This window comes from Massilibacteroides sp. (genome assembly GCF_028705895.1).
Taxonomy (GTDB): Bacteria; Bacteroidota; Bacteroidia; order Bacteroidales; family Tannerellaceae; genus Massilibacteroides.
Genome location: NZ_JAQWCQ010000030.1, coordinates 1 through 16,906, shown reverse-complemented (window position 1 = coordinate 16,906; position 16,906 = coordinate 1). Strand labels below are relative to the sequence as shown.

Annotated in this window: 15 protein-coding genes; 6 read left to right on the top strand and 9 right to left on the bottom strand. The window is 39.1% G+C overall.

The window, feature by feature from the left end; genetic code table 11:
* Window positions 1–36: 36 nt before the first annotated feature.
* From PHT93_RS09080 to PHT93_RS09070, 3 genes are read right to left on the bottom strand one after another with little or no spacing between them, the layout of a single operon-like run.
* Window positions 37–540, bottom strand: coding sequence for an NUDIX domain-containing protein (locus PHT93_RS09080; protein WP_300242026.1), 504 nt, complete (start codon window positions 538–540; stop codon window positions 37–39).
* Window positions 541–547: 7 nt separating this feature from the next.
* Window positions 548–2,584, bottom strand: coding sequence for a DNA topoisomerase 3 (locus PHT93_RS09075; protein WP_300242023.1), 2,037 nt, complete (start codon window positions 2,582–2,584; stop codon window positions 548–550).
* A 29-nt stretch (window positions 2,585–2,613) separates the two neighbouring features.
* A complete protein-coding gene (locus tag PHT93_RS09070; RefSeq protein WP_300242021.1) occupies window positions 2,614–4,302 on the bottom strand; it encodes a M23 family metallopeptidase in 1,689 nt (562 codons plus the stop codon).
* A 162-nt stretch (window positions 4,303–4,464) separates the two neighbouring features.
* On the opposite strand from PHT93_RS09070, the gene PHT93_RS09065 reads away from it, so the two are divergent.
* The 5 genes from PHT93_RS09065 to PHT93_RS09045 all read left to right on the top strand — a co-directional run bounded on the left by PHT93_RS09065 (window position 4,465) and on the right by PHT93_RS09045 (window position 7,631).
* Window positions 4,465–4,665, top strand: a complete 201-nt coding sequence (locus PHT93_RS09065) for a helix-turn-helix domain-containing protein (protein WP_300242019.1) — start codon at window positions 4,465–4,467, stop codon at window positions 4,663–4,665.
* A 754-nt stretch (window positions 4,666–5,419) separates the two neighbouring features.
* Complete coding sequence (locus tag PHT93_RS09060) at window positions 5,420–6,121, top strand: ABC transporter ATP-binding protein (RefSeq protein WP_300242017.1); 702 nt, start codon at window positions 5,420–5,422, stop codon at window positions 6,119–6,121.
* A gap of 4 nt (window positions 6,122–6,125) precedes the next feature.
* Window positions 6,126–6,875 carry a hypothetical protein gene (locus PHT93_RS09055; protein WP_300242015.1) on the top strand — a complete coding sequence of 250 codons (750 nt, stop codon included), beginning with the start codon at window positions 6,126–6,128 and terminating at the stop codon, window positions 6,873–6,875.
* Complete coding sequence (locus PHT93_RS09050; protein WP_300242011.1) at window positions 6,872–7,255, top strand: GntR family transcriptional regulator; 384 nt, start codon at window positions 6,872–6,874, stop codon at window positions 7,253–7,255. The genes PHT93_RS09055 and PHT93_RS09050 overlap by 4 nt, the downstream gene beginning before the upstream one ends.
* A complete protein-coding gene (locus tag PHT93_RS09045; protein ID WP_300242009.1) occupies window positions 7,242–7,631 on the top strand; it encodes a hypothetical protein in 390 nt (129 codons plus the stop codon). The genes PHT93_RS09050 and PHT93_RS09045 overlap by 14 nt, the downstream gene beginning before the upstream one ends.
* A 119-nt stretch (window positions 7,632–7,750) precedes the next feature.
* Here PHT93_RS09045 and PHT93_RS09040 read toward each other — a convergent pair whose 3' ends face one another.
* The 6 genes from PHT93_RS09040 to PHT93_RS09015 all read right to left on the bottom strand — a co-directional run bounded on the left by PHT93_RS09040 (window position 7,751) and on the right by PHT93_RS09015 (window position 15,360).
* Window positions 7,751–9,133 (bottom strand): MFS transporter, encoded by a 1,383-nt coding sequence (locus PHT93_RS09040; protein ID WP_300242007.1) that lies wholly within the window; start codon window positions 9,131–9,133, stop codon window positions 7,751–7,753.
* Window positions 9,134–9,263: 130 nt separating this feature from the next.
* Window positions 9,264–10,379, bottom strand: a complete 1,116-nt coding sequence (locus PHT93_RS09035; protein ID WP_300242005.1) for a hypothetical protein — start codon at window positions 10,377–10,379, stop codon at window positions 9,264–9,266.
* Between the two features lie 7 nt (window positions 10,380–10,386).
* The gene (gene gcvP / locus PHT93_RS09030; RefSeq protein WP_300242003.1) at window positions 10,387–13,236 is read right to left on the bottom strand and encodes an aminomethyl-transferring glycine dehydrogenase; all 2,850 of its coding nucleotides are present in this window, start codon (window positions 13,234–13,236) and stop codon (window positions 10,387–10,389) included.
* A 12-nt stretch (window positions 13,237–13,248) separates the two neighbouring features.
* Complete coding sequence (locus PHT93_RS09025; protein WP_300242000.1) at window positions 13,249–13,887, bottom strand: MBL fold metallo-hydrolase; 639 nt, start codon at window positions 13,885–13,887, stop codon at window positions 13,249–13,251.
* Window positions 13,884–14,504: a 16S rRNA (guanine(527)-N(7))-methyltransferase RsmG gene (gene rsmG / locus PHT93_RS09020; RefSeq protein ID WP_300241998.1), complete on the bottom strand. Its 621-nt coding sequence runs from the start codon at window positions 14,502–14,504 to the stop codon at window positions 13,884–13,886. The genes PHT93_RS09025 and rsmG overlap by 4 nt, the downstream gene beginning before the upstream one ends.
* A 7-nt stretch (window positions 14,505–14,511) precedes the next feature.
* Window positions 14,512–15,360, bottom strand: coding sequence for a DUF3298 and DUF4163 domain-containing protein (locus PHT93_RS09015; RefSeq protein WP_300241995.1), 849 nt, complete (start codon window positions 15,358–15,360; stop codon window positions 14,512–14,514).
* Between the two features lie 165 nt (window positions 15,361–15,525).
* Between PHT93_RS09015 and PHT93_RS09010 the strand changes: the two genes are divergently transcribed.
* Window positions 15,526–16,906 (top strand): DNA translocase FtsK 4TM domain-containing protein (locus PHT93_RS09010; RefSeq protein ID WP_300241993.1); only part of this gene is annotated, 1,381 nt, incomplete at its 3' end.

Here is a 16,906-nt window from a genome sequence, read left to right as displayed (position 1 = left end):
TAACAATAACCTTCAAAAGCGAATCTACAGAATAAATCAAGTTTTTGCAAGGAATAAACGGATAAATTCCGTTTCAAAGTTCGGTGTGAAAATATTTTTCCCTAAGGAATTTCTTACTTCAGCTATTGTCCAGAAGCGGCCTCCGTCCAATTCGTTTTCATCCGGTTGTATGATTCCCGTATAAATTGTACGAAAGGTATTGACTAATTCTTTTTCAACAGAGGATTCAAATACATAAGAGGTTAAATATTCCGGATTAAAATCTGTTATGCCTAATTCTTCCCGAACTTCGCGCCGTAATGCTTCTTCTACCGTTTCTCCGTAGTCGATATGACCGCCAACCGAAGTATCCCATTTTCCCGGTTGAATATCTTTGTTCATCGACCGTTTTTGCAGATAGATATCTCCGGCTTCATTAAATATGTGCAGATGCACTACCGGGTGGAGCAGTTTACTGCCGCTATGGCATTCCCGGCGACTGGCTTTACCGATTGTTTCACCGGCTTCATTAACTAATGGAAACCATTCTGTTTTTTGCATATAGGCTTTATTTCAACTTTTGGATTAGTTCTATCAACTGTTGGTCTGTAAGGCCTTCGCCATAGGTCGTATAGTCTAAACGAAATGTACAACCATCCTTATAGGATGAACATCCGTAGGCAGACTTTCCTCTTAAAACCGTTCCTTTTTTACAGATAGGGCAAACGGGTGTCTCCATTTTAGGCTTTTCCTTAGGAGTTCGCGGTTTACGAGGTTTCTTTTCCTTCTTAACTTCTTCCTTTACGGCTTCTTCAATTGTAATGCTGCGGTTGCTTTGGTCACATAATACATGCTGAACAATCTCATTAAGCATTTGCTTTAGCTCCTCCAAAAAAAGCCTTGCTTCGTACTGCCCCTTTTCAATCTGACGGAGTTTCTTTTCCCAAAGACCGGTCAATTCGGCACTTTTCAGTAATTCTTCATTGATTACTCCGATAAGCTCTTTTCCGGTGGCTGTCGGAAATAAATTTTTCCGCTCTTTACGGATATAATTCCGTTTAAATAACGTCTCAATGATAGCAGCACGGGTAGAAGGGCGTCCTATGCCGTTTTCCTTTAATGCATCACGCAATTCATCATTATCCACCAATTTTCCGGCCGTCTCCATTGCACGGAGCAAGGTTGCTTCCGTATAAGGTTTGGGAGGTTGCGTCCAGGATTCACCCAATACAGGTTCATGCGGACCGCTTTCTCCAACTTCAAATGCTGGTAAAACGCCGGCATCCTCTTCGGTTTCCGGATTATCCGGATCTTTTTGTTCTGCTCCGAAAACAACGCGCCAACCCGGATTAATGATTTGTTTTCCGCTGACTTTAAAATCTACTTTATCCACTTTCCCGAGGATAGTAGTCGTTGAAATATCGCAATCCGGATAAAATGCCGCGATAAAACGGCGGGTTACCATGTCGTAAACCTTCCGTTCGTTTTCATTCAGATTCCGTGCCGGAACTCCGGTCGGTATAATGGCATGGTGATCTGTTATTTTAGTATTGTCAAAGACCTTCTTACTTTTAGGAATCTTTTTTCCATCTAACGCTGCCGTTAAGGTTTCATATCCTTCAAGTCCTTTAAGAATGGTTGGCACTTTCGGATAAATATCTTCGCTCAGGTAGGTTGTATCTACACGAGGATAGGTCGTTACCTTCTTTTCATAAAGAGATTGGATCAGCTTTAGAGTATCATCGGCCGTAAAAGCAAATTTCTTGTTGCATTCCACCTGAAGCGAGGTCAGGTCAAACAAACGGGGTGCATATTCTTTCCCTTTCTTTTGTGTAACGTCAGTAACCGTGAAATCGGCCTGACGCGCTATTTCTAAAAAGGCTTCTCCTTCTTCCTTATTCAGGAACTTACCTTTGGTAGCAGAGAATTTAGTGTTTCTGTAGATTGTCTTTAACTCCCAGAATGGTTCCGGTGTAAAATGATCTATCTCGTGCTGTCTGTTAACAATTAAAGCCAACGTAGGAGTCTGCACACGTCCGATGGAAAGAACCTGTCTGTTTTGTCCGTATTTTAAAGTATATAGACGGGTAGCATTCATTCCCAGCAACCAATCTCCGATAGCGCGGGATAATCCGGCTTCATATAAGGGTGCAAACTCCGATTGATCTTTCAGCTTTGCAAACCCTTCGCGTATGGCATCTTCAGTCAATGAAGATATCCACAGACGGTAAACAGGGCATTTGCATCCTGCCTTTTGCATCACCCAACGCTGAATCAATTCTCCTTCCTGCCCCGCATCACCACAGTTTATCACCATTTCAGCATCCTTCATCAGGCTTTCTATCACATTGAATTGTTCGATATAAGACGGACTATCAATCAGCTTAATACCGAATCGGGGAGGAATCATCGGTAATGAAGTGAGGCTCCACTGTCGCCACCCCGGTGTGTATTCATGGGGCTCTTTCAACGTACATAAATGTCCGAAAGTCCACGTCACCTGATAGCCGTTACCTTCCAGATATCCCTTATGCCTTGTCTTTGCGCCAAGAATATCAGCTATTTCACGTGCCACGCTGGGCTTTTCGGCAATACATACTTTCATGTTATTCAAAATTACAAAAAGAAGACTTTTTACCAAACAAACTTACGTGAGAAAACAGAACTATTACCACAAGCGTCCACCGTAGTAAATGTTAATTCGTGACTACCCCGACTCAGACGTTCGGTATCAAAATCATACGTAAGTAATCCTTTCTTCCCATCAGACTGAAAAAGAACATACTCCCCATCTATTTCTCCACGATAGGTGTCTAATCCACTTAAACGATCAGCAACGCGAATCGTAATACGTTTCTTTCTCACCCAGGTTTCCGGATCAACAGGTGTTATTACCGGAGGAAGTGTATCTGCAGCAACAGAATAAGCAGCTAACTCTCTTATGCCCCCTTGTATCCAACCTTCCTGATATGTTCCTCCAATCCAATAGCTACGGCCTTTGTGCAGGCGTACGATACCATATTGTTGTTTGTTAGTTAGTGTATCATGCTGCAATTTAATGGACAAAGAGGCCGATTGATGTAAAGGTTCTGCTTGCGTATGCAATAGATGAGTGGCAGCTAAAGCTGTAGAATCTTCTTTTACGCGATAACGAAGATGGATATCCGTATATAAGTTGCCTCGGGGAATGGATAACCGTACTCCTTTAGCTGCAAAACGATTATCGCCCGACCAATTAAAGATAACTGTATCTTCTGTTTCGGGTAACGACTGCTTTTTTCCATGCACTTTGAAAGCCAGTGTTGTCGTATTTCCATACTTGTCAGACAAGAGATAGGAGAGAAGGTATATTTTCTCTTCATCTATTGTAATAATTCCCTTGTTCAAGCTTTCAATAAATGGTAAACGATTACCCGGTTCAATATAATTCTTCATATAAAAAGACCCGCTGTTTCTCCATTCTGCATAATCCGTAAAGCTGTTGATATAACGGGTTTCGTCAAACGAAAAACGGTCAATATTACTTCTGAACACCACATCACTGTCTTTCATCAGAATCACTTCCTTAACGCCATAAATATTTGATGTTTCGTCCATCGCATCAAAGGCTTTAATGCCAAAAGCTATTTCTCCCCAAGCTTCAAGTTTATCGGCTACAACAGTCTGTTTTGATCCTTTGGATGTCGTTAACTTTATTGTACGCGCGCGACTGCTTCCATTTACGATTCCTTTTCCCTCCATTGGATAAACTTTAAGTCCACGGATAACCGGCGGGCGCGTATCTTTGATCTTATTCTTATAATAGATCAACGGATCTAAAACCTCTTCCGTTTCCGTATCGCGTACTTCAAAATGCAGATGCGGACCTCCGGAACTTCCCGAATTCCCTCCTAAACCAATTATATCACCCTTTTTAAATACGAATTTCTCCGCCTCCGGAGTAAGGTTGACCGTAAAACTTTCCGCAAGATATTGTTCAGCTTTCACATATTCAGCTATATTTTTCTCAAACTTCTGCAAATGTCCGTAAACCGTTGTCGTCCCGTCCGGATGATTCATATAAAGTACATTGCCATACCCCCAAGGACTCACGCCAATCCGGGAAATATAGCCGTCTTGTACCGCATGTACGGGTTTTCCTTCCACGCCCTGCGTTTTAAAATCAATACCGGAATGAAAATGATTAGCGCGCAATTCTCCGAAATTAGCACTTAGCAGAATCGGAAAATCAAACGGATTACGCATGCCTTTTTCCTGGGCAAAAGTCAAAACAGGAGAAAAAAACGAAAAAAGATAGAATATAATAATAGGATAAAACTTCATCGCCACCGTGTTCATACATTGATTGTGGTACAAACTTAAGAAAAAGGCTGCAAACCTCTAAATGCCTTCCTTTTTTTATTTAGATGAAAAGATGATTGATCGTAATAGTTCACAGATAGGACTCCCTTAATAGATGTATGGAACTTCAATTCGCAATAGGAAATGGCGGAGCAAATATCTATCAACAAACCTGATTATTTTCTAACAAAAGAAGAAATAGCAAATGAGCTTTGGAAAGGTTTAGATGACAACACGAATCGTATTTCTCAGATTATCAAAAGACTACGTTCAGCATTAGCTTCTATACCCGAAATAGAAATTAAAAATATTCCAAGGGTTGGCTTCCGTTTAATTTTGCATTGAATCCTTTGTCGGTACAACAGTGATAGAGATTATTTTCTCTCCTTTGAGAAACTGTTTTGAATTTATACTCTGATTTTTTCAAACATGATTTGATTGTCGCTGCCGCCTGTCAATTGGTATTTGACAAAACACAGTCAAATAAGACAAAAAGACATCATTTCGACCGTTTTACTTACATACTTAGCAAGAATTCAGTGTCATTTTTCTTTCGTTTCTATAATTCCGAACCAATAAATATTCTATAATGACCAAAAACAGACCTTTTTTTGCCGAAAATACAAAGGTTATTTTCCAAAAAACAAAGGATATTTTTCGAAAAATAAAGGTCGTATTTTTGAATATGACCTTTATTCTTTTTGCATTGCCTTTTTTTATTGTTTAGTTCAGTTTAAAAAAAACGAACATGCCGGATAATGCGATTTAAACAGTCTGTCCTGAATTTTGTTCTTCGGGCATATCTTTTGTTGTTTTCTTGGAGAAAGCAGATCAGAACTTGTTATTTGCAGTCGGTGTCAATCCGATGCAAAAGTAGGGAATTTACCAACATTTTGATTTTTTTTTGTAAACCGAGAACTCAAGGCAAACTCTAACGTTTCGAATTGAAGAGTCCATTTTCTGATTCATTAGGACTAAATAAACTATAGATAAAAATAAATTAATGTTAATTTAAGTCTTTTTTCTGATAAATTTTGATGTTATATAAAAACATTATATACATTAGCGGTGTACTAACAAACTAATACACTTGTTTAACATGATTGAATGTAATGAATTAACATTTTCTTATTCCCAAAAACAGAAGGTTTTGGATAATATTAACCTGATATTACAGCCCGGACATATATACGGTCTGTTGGGAAAAAACGGCGAAGGAAAGTCAACTTTGCTCAAACTAATCTGCGGTCTTCTGATTCCCGATCGGGGAGCGTGCCGTTTATGGAATCAGGATGTAAAGTATCGTCCTGTGGAACTGTTGCAAAAACTCTTTTTGGTTCAGGAAAAGCCTGAATTTCCCGATGTAAGAGTAAATGAGTATTTTACTATGTATGCTCCGTTTTATCCTTCGTTCAACAACGAAATACTTAAAACCTGTATGGAATACTTTGAGATAGACCATACGAAAAGGATTAAGAAATTATCTCACGGCCAACAGAAAAAAGTACTAATCACAATGGCTTTGGCTGCAAATACGCCGATTTTGCTTTTTGACGAACCTACGAACGGACTTGATATTCCATCAAAAAAGATCTTCCGACAACTATTGGCCTCTTTTGTACGTGAAGAGCAGATTGTGATCCTGTCAACCCATCAGGTGCGTGATTTAGACAGTCTGATTGATTCGGTTATTATTATGGACAAGGGGAAAATAGCCTATAACGACTCCTTAGATAATTGTTCGACTTCCTTAGAGAGCTTATTTGAAGAAATAATTGTTACACCTCAATTAAAAGTCTGATTGTATGAATACAATAAGTTTAAAGCGTATAAGATGTTTGTTATTAGCAGATTGGTATGAACTGAAAGAGTATTTTTTATGGGGATTCTCTGCCAGTGTTATTGTCATATCGGTTACTTTATTATTAGTTTCTGATTTTGATGTGACACTCTCCGAGTTACAAACAATGAAAGCCTATATATTATTAATGTCTTACTTTTTTGGAATGAACTATGTTCATTATCGGTCAAACTCTGTAAAAGGGGTAGGATTCCTTACTCCGGCAAGACCAATAGAGAAATTTTCAGGACAGGGTATTGTCGTTTTACTCATATTAATTGCAGGTGCACTTGTTTATTTCATTTCAACCAGTGTATTTTCTATGGTGCGTTTAGGAGAAATCAGTAGTATTATTTTTCAGGACTTTTTTCATTTTACAAATTCTAATTCCGATAAATACGTATCACTCCTTTTTGTCTTGATGAGCGTCTTTTGGTTATCCATGCTTTCAATAAAAAAGAATGCTCCCTTAAAATCCTTTTTTATTGTGGGGATACTTCTATTCTTGTTTCTTAACATAAATGAAAACTTCTATCCTTATTATCTGGAAGAAAATGGAGTTTTATTTAGTACTCATACGGCTACTTATTCTGTTGAGAATGTTTATCCGGGCATTCTGTCTTTATGTCAACATGGAACATATATACATCTTGCGATCATTCTTATGATTGTCTATATTGGTTACTTGAAACTTAAAGAAAAGGAACAGCGATGAACTTTAATGACAATAAACCAATTTTTCTCCAGATTTCCGATTTGATTTGCAAGCGGGTATTGGATGAAATCTATCTGCCCGAAGAAAGAATACCTTCTGTAAGGGAACTGGCCGTTGAAGTTGAAGTCAATCCGAATACAGTTATGCGTTCTTTTGAGCGGTTGCAGCAGAATGGAATTATTTACAATAAAAGAGGAGTAGGGTATTTTATTTCTTCAACTGCAAAAGCTGAAATACATAAACAGCGCCATGCAACTTTTCTTCAGGAGGATTTGCCTGAACTATTTAAGGAAATGGATCTTCTTGGAATCGGATTCGAAAATCTTCATAAAGCATATACTATTTATCAATCAAACAAGAAAAATCATGAGAACAAGTAATAAATTGCTTCTTTTTATCGGAGCTTTTACAACGATATATTTTTCTCTATTATTACTAAATTATAAACCGGATTACAGACAATGGTCATTGCGTAATATATCGGATCAGTTTAAGGTAGTATGTATTCAGGATAGTAAACTAACTCCGGATAATGTGTTTTATACTGAGGCTTTAACAAAGGAAGAAACCTATATTTCTTATAAAGAGGGCAATATAGGTGCAATTGCGGGTTATTCTTATCAGGAATCAATGGATACTCTGTTTGTGAAAAGGGCAAGTAATTATGATAAGAATATACCTCTTCATCTTCATTTGAAAGGGGTTGACGAAGTACTTCTTGGGAAGGATATTATTTATCAAAGGGGAGACAAGTAAAAATCACAATAGAATGAAAAAAAATATAAAGGATATTTTTCCAAAAATATCCTTTATATTTTTAAGGCTATTTTGTTGTTGAAAATAAACACTTATTTTTCTTCTGTCTTTCTATAACATCAGGCCTTGATTTTCTTCGCATCAAGCCGTTTAACAACTTTTCCATAGACAATCAATGATAATGCAGAAACCAAGGCTATTCCTCCAAAATAGAACCAGATGTAATGGGCATTTGTGCTTGCTGCAGCCCATTCTTCATGTGTAGCAAATAAACTTGGTTCGGGGCAGTATTTGGTTAGCAGGAATCCGGATAAACCGAACCCGAATATAGAGGACAAGAAGGAGTGCAAATGACTGAATCCGAGATATAAACCTTCTTCTCCTTTGGGGGCTTGTAAAGAGAAAAACTCAAGGAAGCGAGGGGAGATAAAGGTTTCGGCCAGACCTTGGAATACAATACCGACTACCATCATAAAGGCAACGGGATGCATGCCTAATATCGGAGTATTAAAATCCAGCATGTTGCCGTAGGCCATACATAAAGCGGATATCGGCATAATGAACATACCGACGGTCATGGATGTGAGCGCAGTTCTGTTACGCATAAGTTGGGTAACTAAGTTGACCGCCAAAACTACCACCAACGGGTTTACATTGGCATACCAAGAGGGTGAAGATCCTTCTCCCGCCAAGCGTAGCACGTATTTAGGCATAGTTGCATACAATTGATGTTGCACCATCCAGAAACCGGTAATAATAATGATCAAAATAATCAAACGTGCGTTCGTGCATACTTTAATCAGTGCCTGCCAGATTTGTTTGAAAGTTTTTCCTTCACCTGCCGTTTGATTACTTTTATACAAAAACCAAACGAGAAGCAAGGCCGTTAACGTCATCGTCGCTGAAAAGAAATTCAGTGTTATCAATCCTTCGTTTCCCATCGCATTACGTAATGGTTCAACGATTGTCTTACCGGAAAAAGCACCGATGTTCACCATCGAATAAAAAATAGAAAAACCTTTAGCCCGGTTTTCTGCTGTTGTTTCTTTAGCTACCGTTCCGGTAATCACACTCTTAATGAACGAACCGCCCAACACAATTAAGGCCATGATCGGAATAATACCGTATCTGACATTATTTTCCAAAAGTCCCGTAAAGGTTGTGGTAATGCCGTATTCCACTAATCCTGTTGATTCCAACCAAGTAGGGAATAGTCCTAAACCTCCGTATCCGAGTGTAAGCAAGGAAAACGCCAGCAACATCGAATTGCGAAATCCGATTTTATCCGCTAAGGCACCGGCGAAGGTAGGAAGAAGATATAAACAGGCGGAGAACGTGCCGGCTATACCGGCGGCCTGAATATCATTAAAGCCAAGTATCCGGCTTAGGTAAAGGGTAATGACAATAAAAACACCATAATAAGCCGCGCGCTCAAATAATTCCACGACATTGGCTACCCAAAAGGCTCTGCTAAACTTAATTTTCTCTTTTTTTTCGCTCATATATATATTTATTGTTAATAATTAATGGGCAACGATCACGTATAGACAAAAAAATAAACGCAGGCGAGAAAATATAGAGCTGCGTTTATTTTTGTTTATATCCATACATCCTGTTGTCCGGATTAAAGAATTAGTTACTTACGTATGATCGACGGATTGCTTTTTCAAACGTTTTCCAGTGTTCATTTGTCATACTGTGTGGTGTGAACAGGCATACGCCTGCTGCACCGGCTTCCATTGAACCTCTGATAGCTGTTTCTATTTCAGAAGGAAGTAGTCCATGTCCTTCGGGATCCTTAATATCAGCTTTGTTTTGCCAATCATGGCAGATAAATAAGCCACTGTAAACTGGTTTTTCTCCGTTAACGGATTTTACACCTTCTTCAGTAACACGTCCAACCCATTCAGCTCCTTCTAAATAGAAATCATTATAGTTCATAGGAAAGAAAGCATCAATATTCCATTTATTCCACTCCTGCCTCACCATCTTTTTTGCATAGGAGTCAGGACCTGGAAATACAGCAGCACTTACCTTTTTCCCTTTAGCGTGGATATCATCCGCCAGACGATTTACTAATTTGGTGATCAGGTCACAACGGAATTGCGCCCATTCTTTACAGGTAGAAGGGTCTTCAACTGATTTAATATCAATGCCTGAAGCGGCTTTGAAATCGGCAACACATTTGTCGCAATAGCAATAATCAGCTACGGGGTATTCTTCGTTCATCACTAAACCATATTTATCCCATAGGCCGCGTGCCAGAATAACATCTACAAAGCGTATATAGTCTAAATGTACATAATCAACTTCCGGAATATCGGCAATCTTACCGTAGAGAGAGGAAAGAAATTGATACACTTCTTCTTTGTTAGGGCAAAGAAACTTGTAGTAAGATACATAGGCTTGCGTGTCGTACGCTGATTGCCCTAAGCGATTTACGCCGTAAAGCGTAGAATCCATTCCGCCTTGTAACATTGCAGGTATCCAGGCATGGTATTCCAATCCATTTGCTTTGGCAACCTTAGCCGCACGTTGGTGTTTTATCGGATCGTGTCCTGCATTATAACAGATACCGTCTAATCCGTGCGTTTTCCATTCACTAAAGTCGGCTTGCAAGGTTTGTTCTGTCGTTTTTCCACCTTCACCTTGCCAACCATAAGCTTTCACTTTTGTGTCAGTAGCCTCGCCGCAAGCAACCATCAAACAGCTGATTACGGCAAGGAGACTTATTTTTATACTATACATAATCTTTTTACTGACAAGCACAGAGGGTAGGAATCAGATTCCTGTCTCCGTATGCGTTATCTACTCGGGCTACATTCAACCAGAACTTACAGTCGTGCAGCCATTCCAAGGGGAAGGCAGCTTTACTTCTTGGATAAGGATGATTCCATTCATCGGCAGTTACTTCGTACTCCGGATGTGGTGCGTTTTTCAATACATTGTCAATTTTATCTGCTTTGCCTTCTTCAACTTCTTTGATTTCTTTCCAGATACAATCAAGCACTTCCACAAAACGATCTAATTCCGCTTTACTTTCACTTTCGGTTGGTTCGATCATTAATGTGCCGTGTACAGGGAATGAAAGAGTAGGAGCGTGGTAGCCAAAATCCATTAGTCGTTTAGCTATATCTCCTTCGTCTATACCTGATGTTTCTTTTATTGTACGGCATTCCAGAATCAATTCATGTCCTACACGTCCGGTTGCTCCGGTATATACAATGCCGTAAGTATCTTTCAGTTTTCCTGCAAGATAATTTGCATTCAGAATAGCTGCTTTTGTCGCCTGCGTAAGACCTTCTACGCCTAACAAACGAATATATGCGTAAGTGATGGGAAGTACACCGGCACTACCGAATGGGGCAGCAGAAACCGTATTTGTTTCATCTCCCCACAGTACTGGATGTGAAGGCAGGAACGGTATTAAATGTTTAGCAACCCCAATAGGACCTACTCCGGGACCACCACCACCATGTGGGATAGCGAATGTTTTGTGTAGATTCAGGTGACAAACATCGGCTCCGATTATACCCGGATTAGTTAAGCCGACCTGTGCATTCATATTTGCCCCGTCCATATAAACCTGTCCGCCGCATGCGTGCACTATTTCGCACATTTCCTTAATATCTGCTTCAAAAATACCGTGTGTGGAAGGATACGTAATCATAGTAGCGGCCAGACGATCTTTGTTTTCTTCTGCCTTTGAGCGGAAATCTTCCAGATCAATATTGCCATTGTCATCACACTTAACAGTAACAGTAGAATAACCGCATTGTATCGCACTTGCCGGGTTTGTACCATGCGCAGATGCTGGTAAAAGAACAATATCACGATGTCCCTGGCCTGTACTTTCCAAATAAGCGCGAATCACACGCAGTCCGGTATATTCACCCGATGCTCCTGAGTTTGGTTGCAGACTATATCCTGCGAATCCGGTAATTTCTTTCAGGTAAGCTGTAAGATTCTCGATCAATTCCGTATAACCTTCTACCTGATCTTCCGGAGCATAGGGATGTATGTTTTGAAACTCTCCACGGCTCAAGGCAAACATGGATGATGCTGAATTCAGCTTCATAGTACAAGAGCCTAAAGATATCATAGAATGTGCCAAAGAAATATCACGACGCCCTAAGCGAGTGATATAACGCATTAATTCAGTTTCCGTATGGTATTTCTTAAAGACTTCATCCTGTAAGAAATCACTCTTACGGGCAAACTTCTGATCAAAGTATGTTTTGTTTTCTACTTCCTGGTTCAACGTATAATCTTTACCGGCAGCACCGGAGAAAATATAAAGCAATACACCCAGATCTGTCGGTAAAGTAGTTTCGTCTAAGCTTATACCCACCTGTCCACCATCGAAATAACGTAGGTTTACTTTGCACTCCACCGCTATTTCACGCAAAACATTGATAGATACATTTGCCGGCAATTCAATTTTAAGCGTATCAAAATAATCTTTATTCAGTTGTTTGTATCCCAACTTTTCTAATTCCGAAGTCAGAAAACCTGCGTAGGAATGGATACGGCTTGCTATATTTCGTAATCCTTCAGCTCCATGATATACCGCATAGAAGCCCGCCATGGTTGCTAACAAAGCCTGCGCTGTACATATATTAGAGGTCGCTTTTTCACGTTTGATATGTTGTTCGCGTGTTTGAAGCGCTAAGCGAAAAGCCTGATGCCCGTACGCATCTTTGGAAATTCCGATAATACGTCCCGGAATATTTCGTTTATATTCGTCTTTTGTTGCAAAATAAGCAGCAGAAGGTCCTCCGTAAAACATTGGGATCCCAAAACGTTGCGTAGATCCGAACACCACATCAGCACCCCATTCTCCCGGAGGTGTCAGTAATACAAGGCTCATAATATCTGCAGCAACAGCAACACGTACGCCTTTTGCATTAGCCTCTGCAATAAAGGTAGTATAGTCTTCTATAGAGCCATTACCATCAGGGAATTGAACGATTGCTGCAAAAACTTTTTCAGAGAATTGATAGGTTTTATAATTACCTGTTACCACTTTGATGCCTTGTGGCTTCATGCGGGTGTGAATAACAGCCAGTGTGGAAGAAAACACATTTTCATCCACAAATAAGATATTTGCTTCTTCTTTAACTTGCATGCGACTACGAGTTCCAAAAAACATAGTTGCCGCTTCTGCACCAGCTGTTGCTTCGTCCAAAAGAGAGCAGTTTGTTAAAGGAAGTCCAGTTAACTCACTAATAACAGTCTGAAAATTCAATAAAGCTTCCAATCTCCCTTGCGAAATCTCCGCCTGATATGGAGTATATGAAGTGTACCAAACCGGATTCTCAAATACATTACGTTGAATAGGGGCAGGACACACTGTGTCATACCATCCCATACCAATGTATGAAGTAAATACTTCATTTTTTGAAGCCAGTTCAGCTAAATGTTCTGCAAGTTCCCTTTCAGTCATTGCATCGGGGAGATTAAGTGGCGTTTTAAGTCGGATGTTAGCAGGGATTGTCTGTTCGATCAATTCGTCGAGTGACGATACACCAACAGTTTTCAACATCTCTTGAATATCTTCAGAAGAGATTCCGACATGGCGATTAACAAACTTATTTGTGTCCATAATTCAAATTAGTTATAAATACGGATTATTATACTTTTCATCGATAATACTTGTTGTTGGTCCATGTCCGGGATAAACAACTGTTTCATCCGGCAGACTAAGCAACTTATCTTTAATGGCAGCTATTAAAATTTCCTGATCGCCTCCCCAAAGGTCTGTTCTGCCGATACTTCCGCAAAATAAAGCATCGCCGGAAATAACGAATCGTTCTTTTGCATTATAAAAAGCAAGACTGCCGGGCGAATGGCCAGGTACCAACAAGGCTATCAATTCGGAATTGCCAAATTTAATCGTTTCATTTCCTACGATATAACGAGCCACTTCAACTGGTTTAACAGGAGTTTGTATTCCAAAAAGCCGAGCCTGATCTGCGGGTGGGGGTAGTTTTTCTACTTCCGATTTATGTGCTTCGGGTTTTAAGCTGTACGTTTTGTAGATAAACTCGTTTCCAAAAATATGGTCTAAATGTAAGTGCGTACAAAGGAGGCGTTTAATCGTCAGATCATTCTCTGTTACATAATTTGTCAACTCTTTTTGTTCTTCACTTCTACAAGCTCCACAATCGATTAAAACGGCTTCTTTAGATTCGTCATGAAGCAAATAACAGTTTTCCGAGAAATAATTAAATTCAAATGTTTTAATTGTAATCATAATGGCACGTACACTACTTTTTTAGTAATAAAATACTCTTCTTTGAAATAAGTATGCAGATCGATTATAATCGCGCTGTTCTTAAATGGAAGCACTTCGTGTTGAAGTTCACCTCCCTTCAGGCAGATCAAACCGTTGGGCAATGCGTTTTTCTGATCACCCGAAATGTTTTTTCGTACTATTTTGACCAAATCAACAAGAGGCATTACAGCACGACTGACAACAAAGTCGAATTTACCTTTTTCTTCTTCTCCGCGACAATGTCTGAATGTTATATTCTGAAGACCGATACTCTCGGCAACTGCCTGGCCTACTTTTATTTTTTTTCCTATACTATCAATCAGGTGAAACTGAACTTCCGGAAAGAGAATCGCCAATGGAATTCCCGGAAAACCGCCTCCTGTACCAATATCCATAACAGATGAACCGGACTTAAACCGAAGCATTTTGGCTATCCCGAGAGAGTGCAATACATGGTGCGGATACAGGTTGTCAATATCTTTACGTGAGATGACATTAATCTTAGCGTTCCAATCTTTATAGAGCTCGTCGAGAGCAGCAAACTGTTCTGTCTGCGTCGTTGTTAATTCAGGAAAATATTTTTGTATAATTTGCATAGTTTTATCAAAAAGCCAGTTGCGCAATAGGGCTGTCTTTACGGATCAGATGACTGATTTCGTTATATGGAATGTGTACATCAATAAGTCCAAGCACATAAGCGGCTATTTCATACTCATTAAATCCATACGTTATGCCCGTATCATCAATATAAAAATTATCATTCGGAAATATTTCATCTACACTAAAAAAGCCTATATTTTCCAGTTCTTTAGCATCTTGAACCTCATTATTTTCTGCTATTTTATCAACAAGAATCTGAGCCAATTGCTCCTGAAAATCTTCAATAAAGATATCTTCTTCTGTAATTATTTTACCCGTTCTGACATCTATTACATGATAACGGGTTGAATGTGCTCCATGTGCTCCTCCCGTAAAATTATTAAAGTTGACAAGATAAGAAAGGATCTGGTTTTTGTTATAAATTATTTCGTTCTGAGACATTTCGTAGTATGCAAACCAAGATAGAATAGGTTTACCATTGCTTCTTTCTACTTCTAATTTGAAATCGTCTTCCAACTCCTTGTACGAGTTGATGTAATCATCTGTATATTTTGTTACAGCTTCCTGCGCTGTCAGATCAGCATAGTCATCACCAAAATAATCCAATAAAAATTGCTGCTGAATGGAAGTTAATACTGTCTTGTCCGACATTTTTACAGGATAGACATACGATAACTGAAAATTGCAATTCGGATTTTCCGGATTATCAAACATGTGATATACTTTTTCTACACGGATAGAATCAAAAGTAATCTCATTTTCTGCTATACTTTTTGTTTTTGGCTTACATCCATAAAAGAACAGGCTGATTAGAACTAAGACAGTTAGGCATTTATTTACATATGTATTCATAAGATATCAAGATTTGCGTCCTACACTATATTATATATGCAAATGTACATGATAATATTGATCAAACGAAAAGAGATAAGGACAAAATTCAATAATTCTCCCTACCTTTGTATATACATAAGTTAGTAGCTTTTGTTACTGACTTATAATAACGATAATGAGTATATGGTAAAAAAGAATAGTACGACAAAACAGAGTAATGCAAAAGGAGAAGGAAAATTTAGTGCGATAAAGTCATTTTTCTCTAACGAACGTACCCGCTTTGTTACAGGATTAATCCTGATGATCTTTACTCTATATATAGGTTTAGCTCTTATTTCATTTTTCTTTACAGGTGGAGCAGATCAGAGTAAGATAGAGAATGTCCCGATTGGTGATTTATTAGCTAACCGTGGTTCAGTAGCTAACTGGACAGGAGTAAGAGGAGCCTTTATCTCTGATCTGTTGATGAATCGTTGGTTTGGCATTTCATCCTTTATGATTTTATTCTTCTTTGCGTCATGGGGAGCCAAGTTGATGAATCTAAAACGAGTGGCATTGTTCAGGCGTTTTCTGTTTTCTGCCGTTGTATTGATTTGGGGATCCGTCTTTTTTGCATTCTTCTTCGTGAAAGGATATGAAGACTCGTTTATTTATCTTGGAGGACAGCATGGGTACTATATTTCTGAAGTGTTAATTAGTAATATAGGTATTCCGGGTACACTGCTGTTGTTGATAGGTTCGTTTCTGATTATATCCATCTTTGTCTCTAAAAGGACTATTCCTTTACTTCATAAACTATTCACATTCGGTTGGTTAGGCTCTTTCAAGAAAAACAAAAAGGATAAAGACGATGATGGTGATGTCCGGGAAGATTCGGATGATAATGTTTTTGATACAGAAAACGAACTTCGGAAAGCGGAAGCAGATAATATTCAATATATCAAGAAACCGGATACAACTGTAAATATACCAGAAGACGAAGATAGTGTTTTTGAGGTAACGGTTCCGGGTGAAGAAGATGTTTACCTGCCTCCGGAACCTGAACTAAGTGAAGAAAGAGCAGGAGAAAACGGGAAAGCAACAGATGTTGATGACGTAGATCCGTCTTTTACCGTTGATGTGCCTGTAGGAGATGACGAAAACTATGATGGCTCTGAAATGGGTGATTACGATCCGAAATTAGATTTGTCTTCATTCCGTAATCCAACCATAGATCTGCTAAAAAAATATGACACGAGCGATCGTCAGGTAGATATGGAAGAGCAAATAGAAAACCAGAAGCGTATAAAACAAACTCTTGAAAATTTTGGTATCAGTATAGCTTCTATCAAGGCGACGGTAGGACCTACAATTACGCTTTATGAAGTAATTCCGGATGTTGGTGTACGTATTGCGAAAATACGTAATCTTGAAGATGATATTGCATTGAGCCTTTCGGCTTTAGGTATCCGTATCATTGCTCCAATGCCGGGTAAAGGAACTATCGGTATTGAAGTGCCCAATAAAGATCCTCAGATAGTATCGATGCAATCGGTTATCGGATCACGTAAATTTCAGGAAAGCA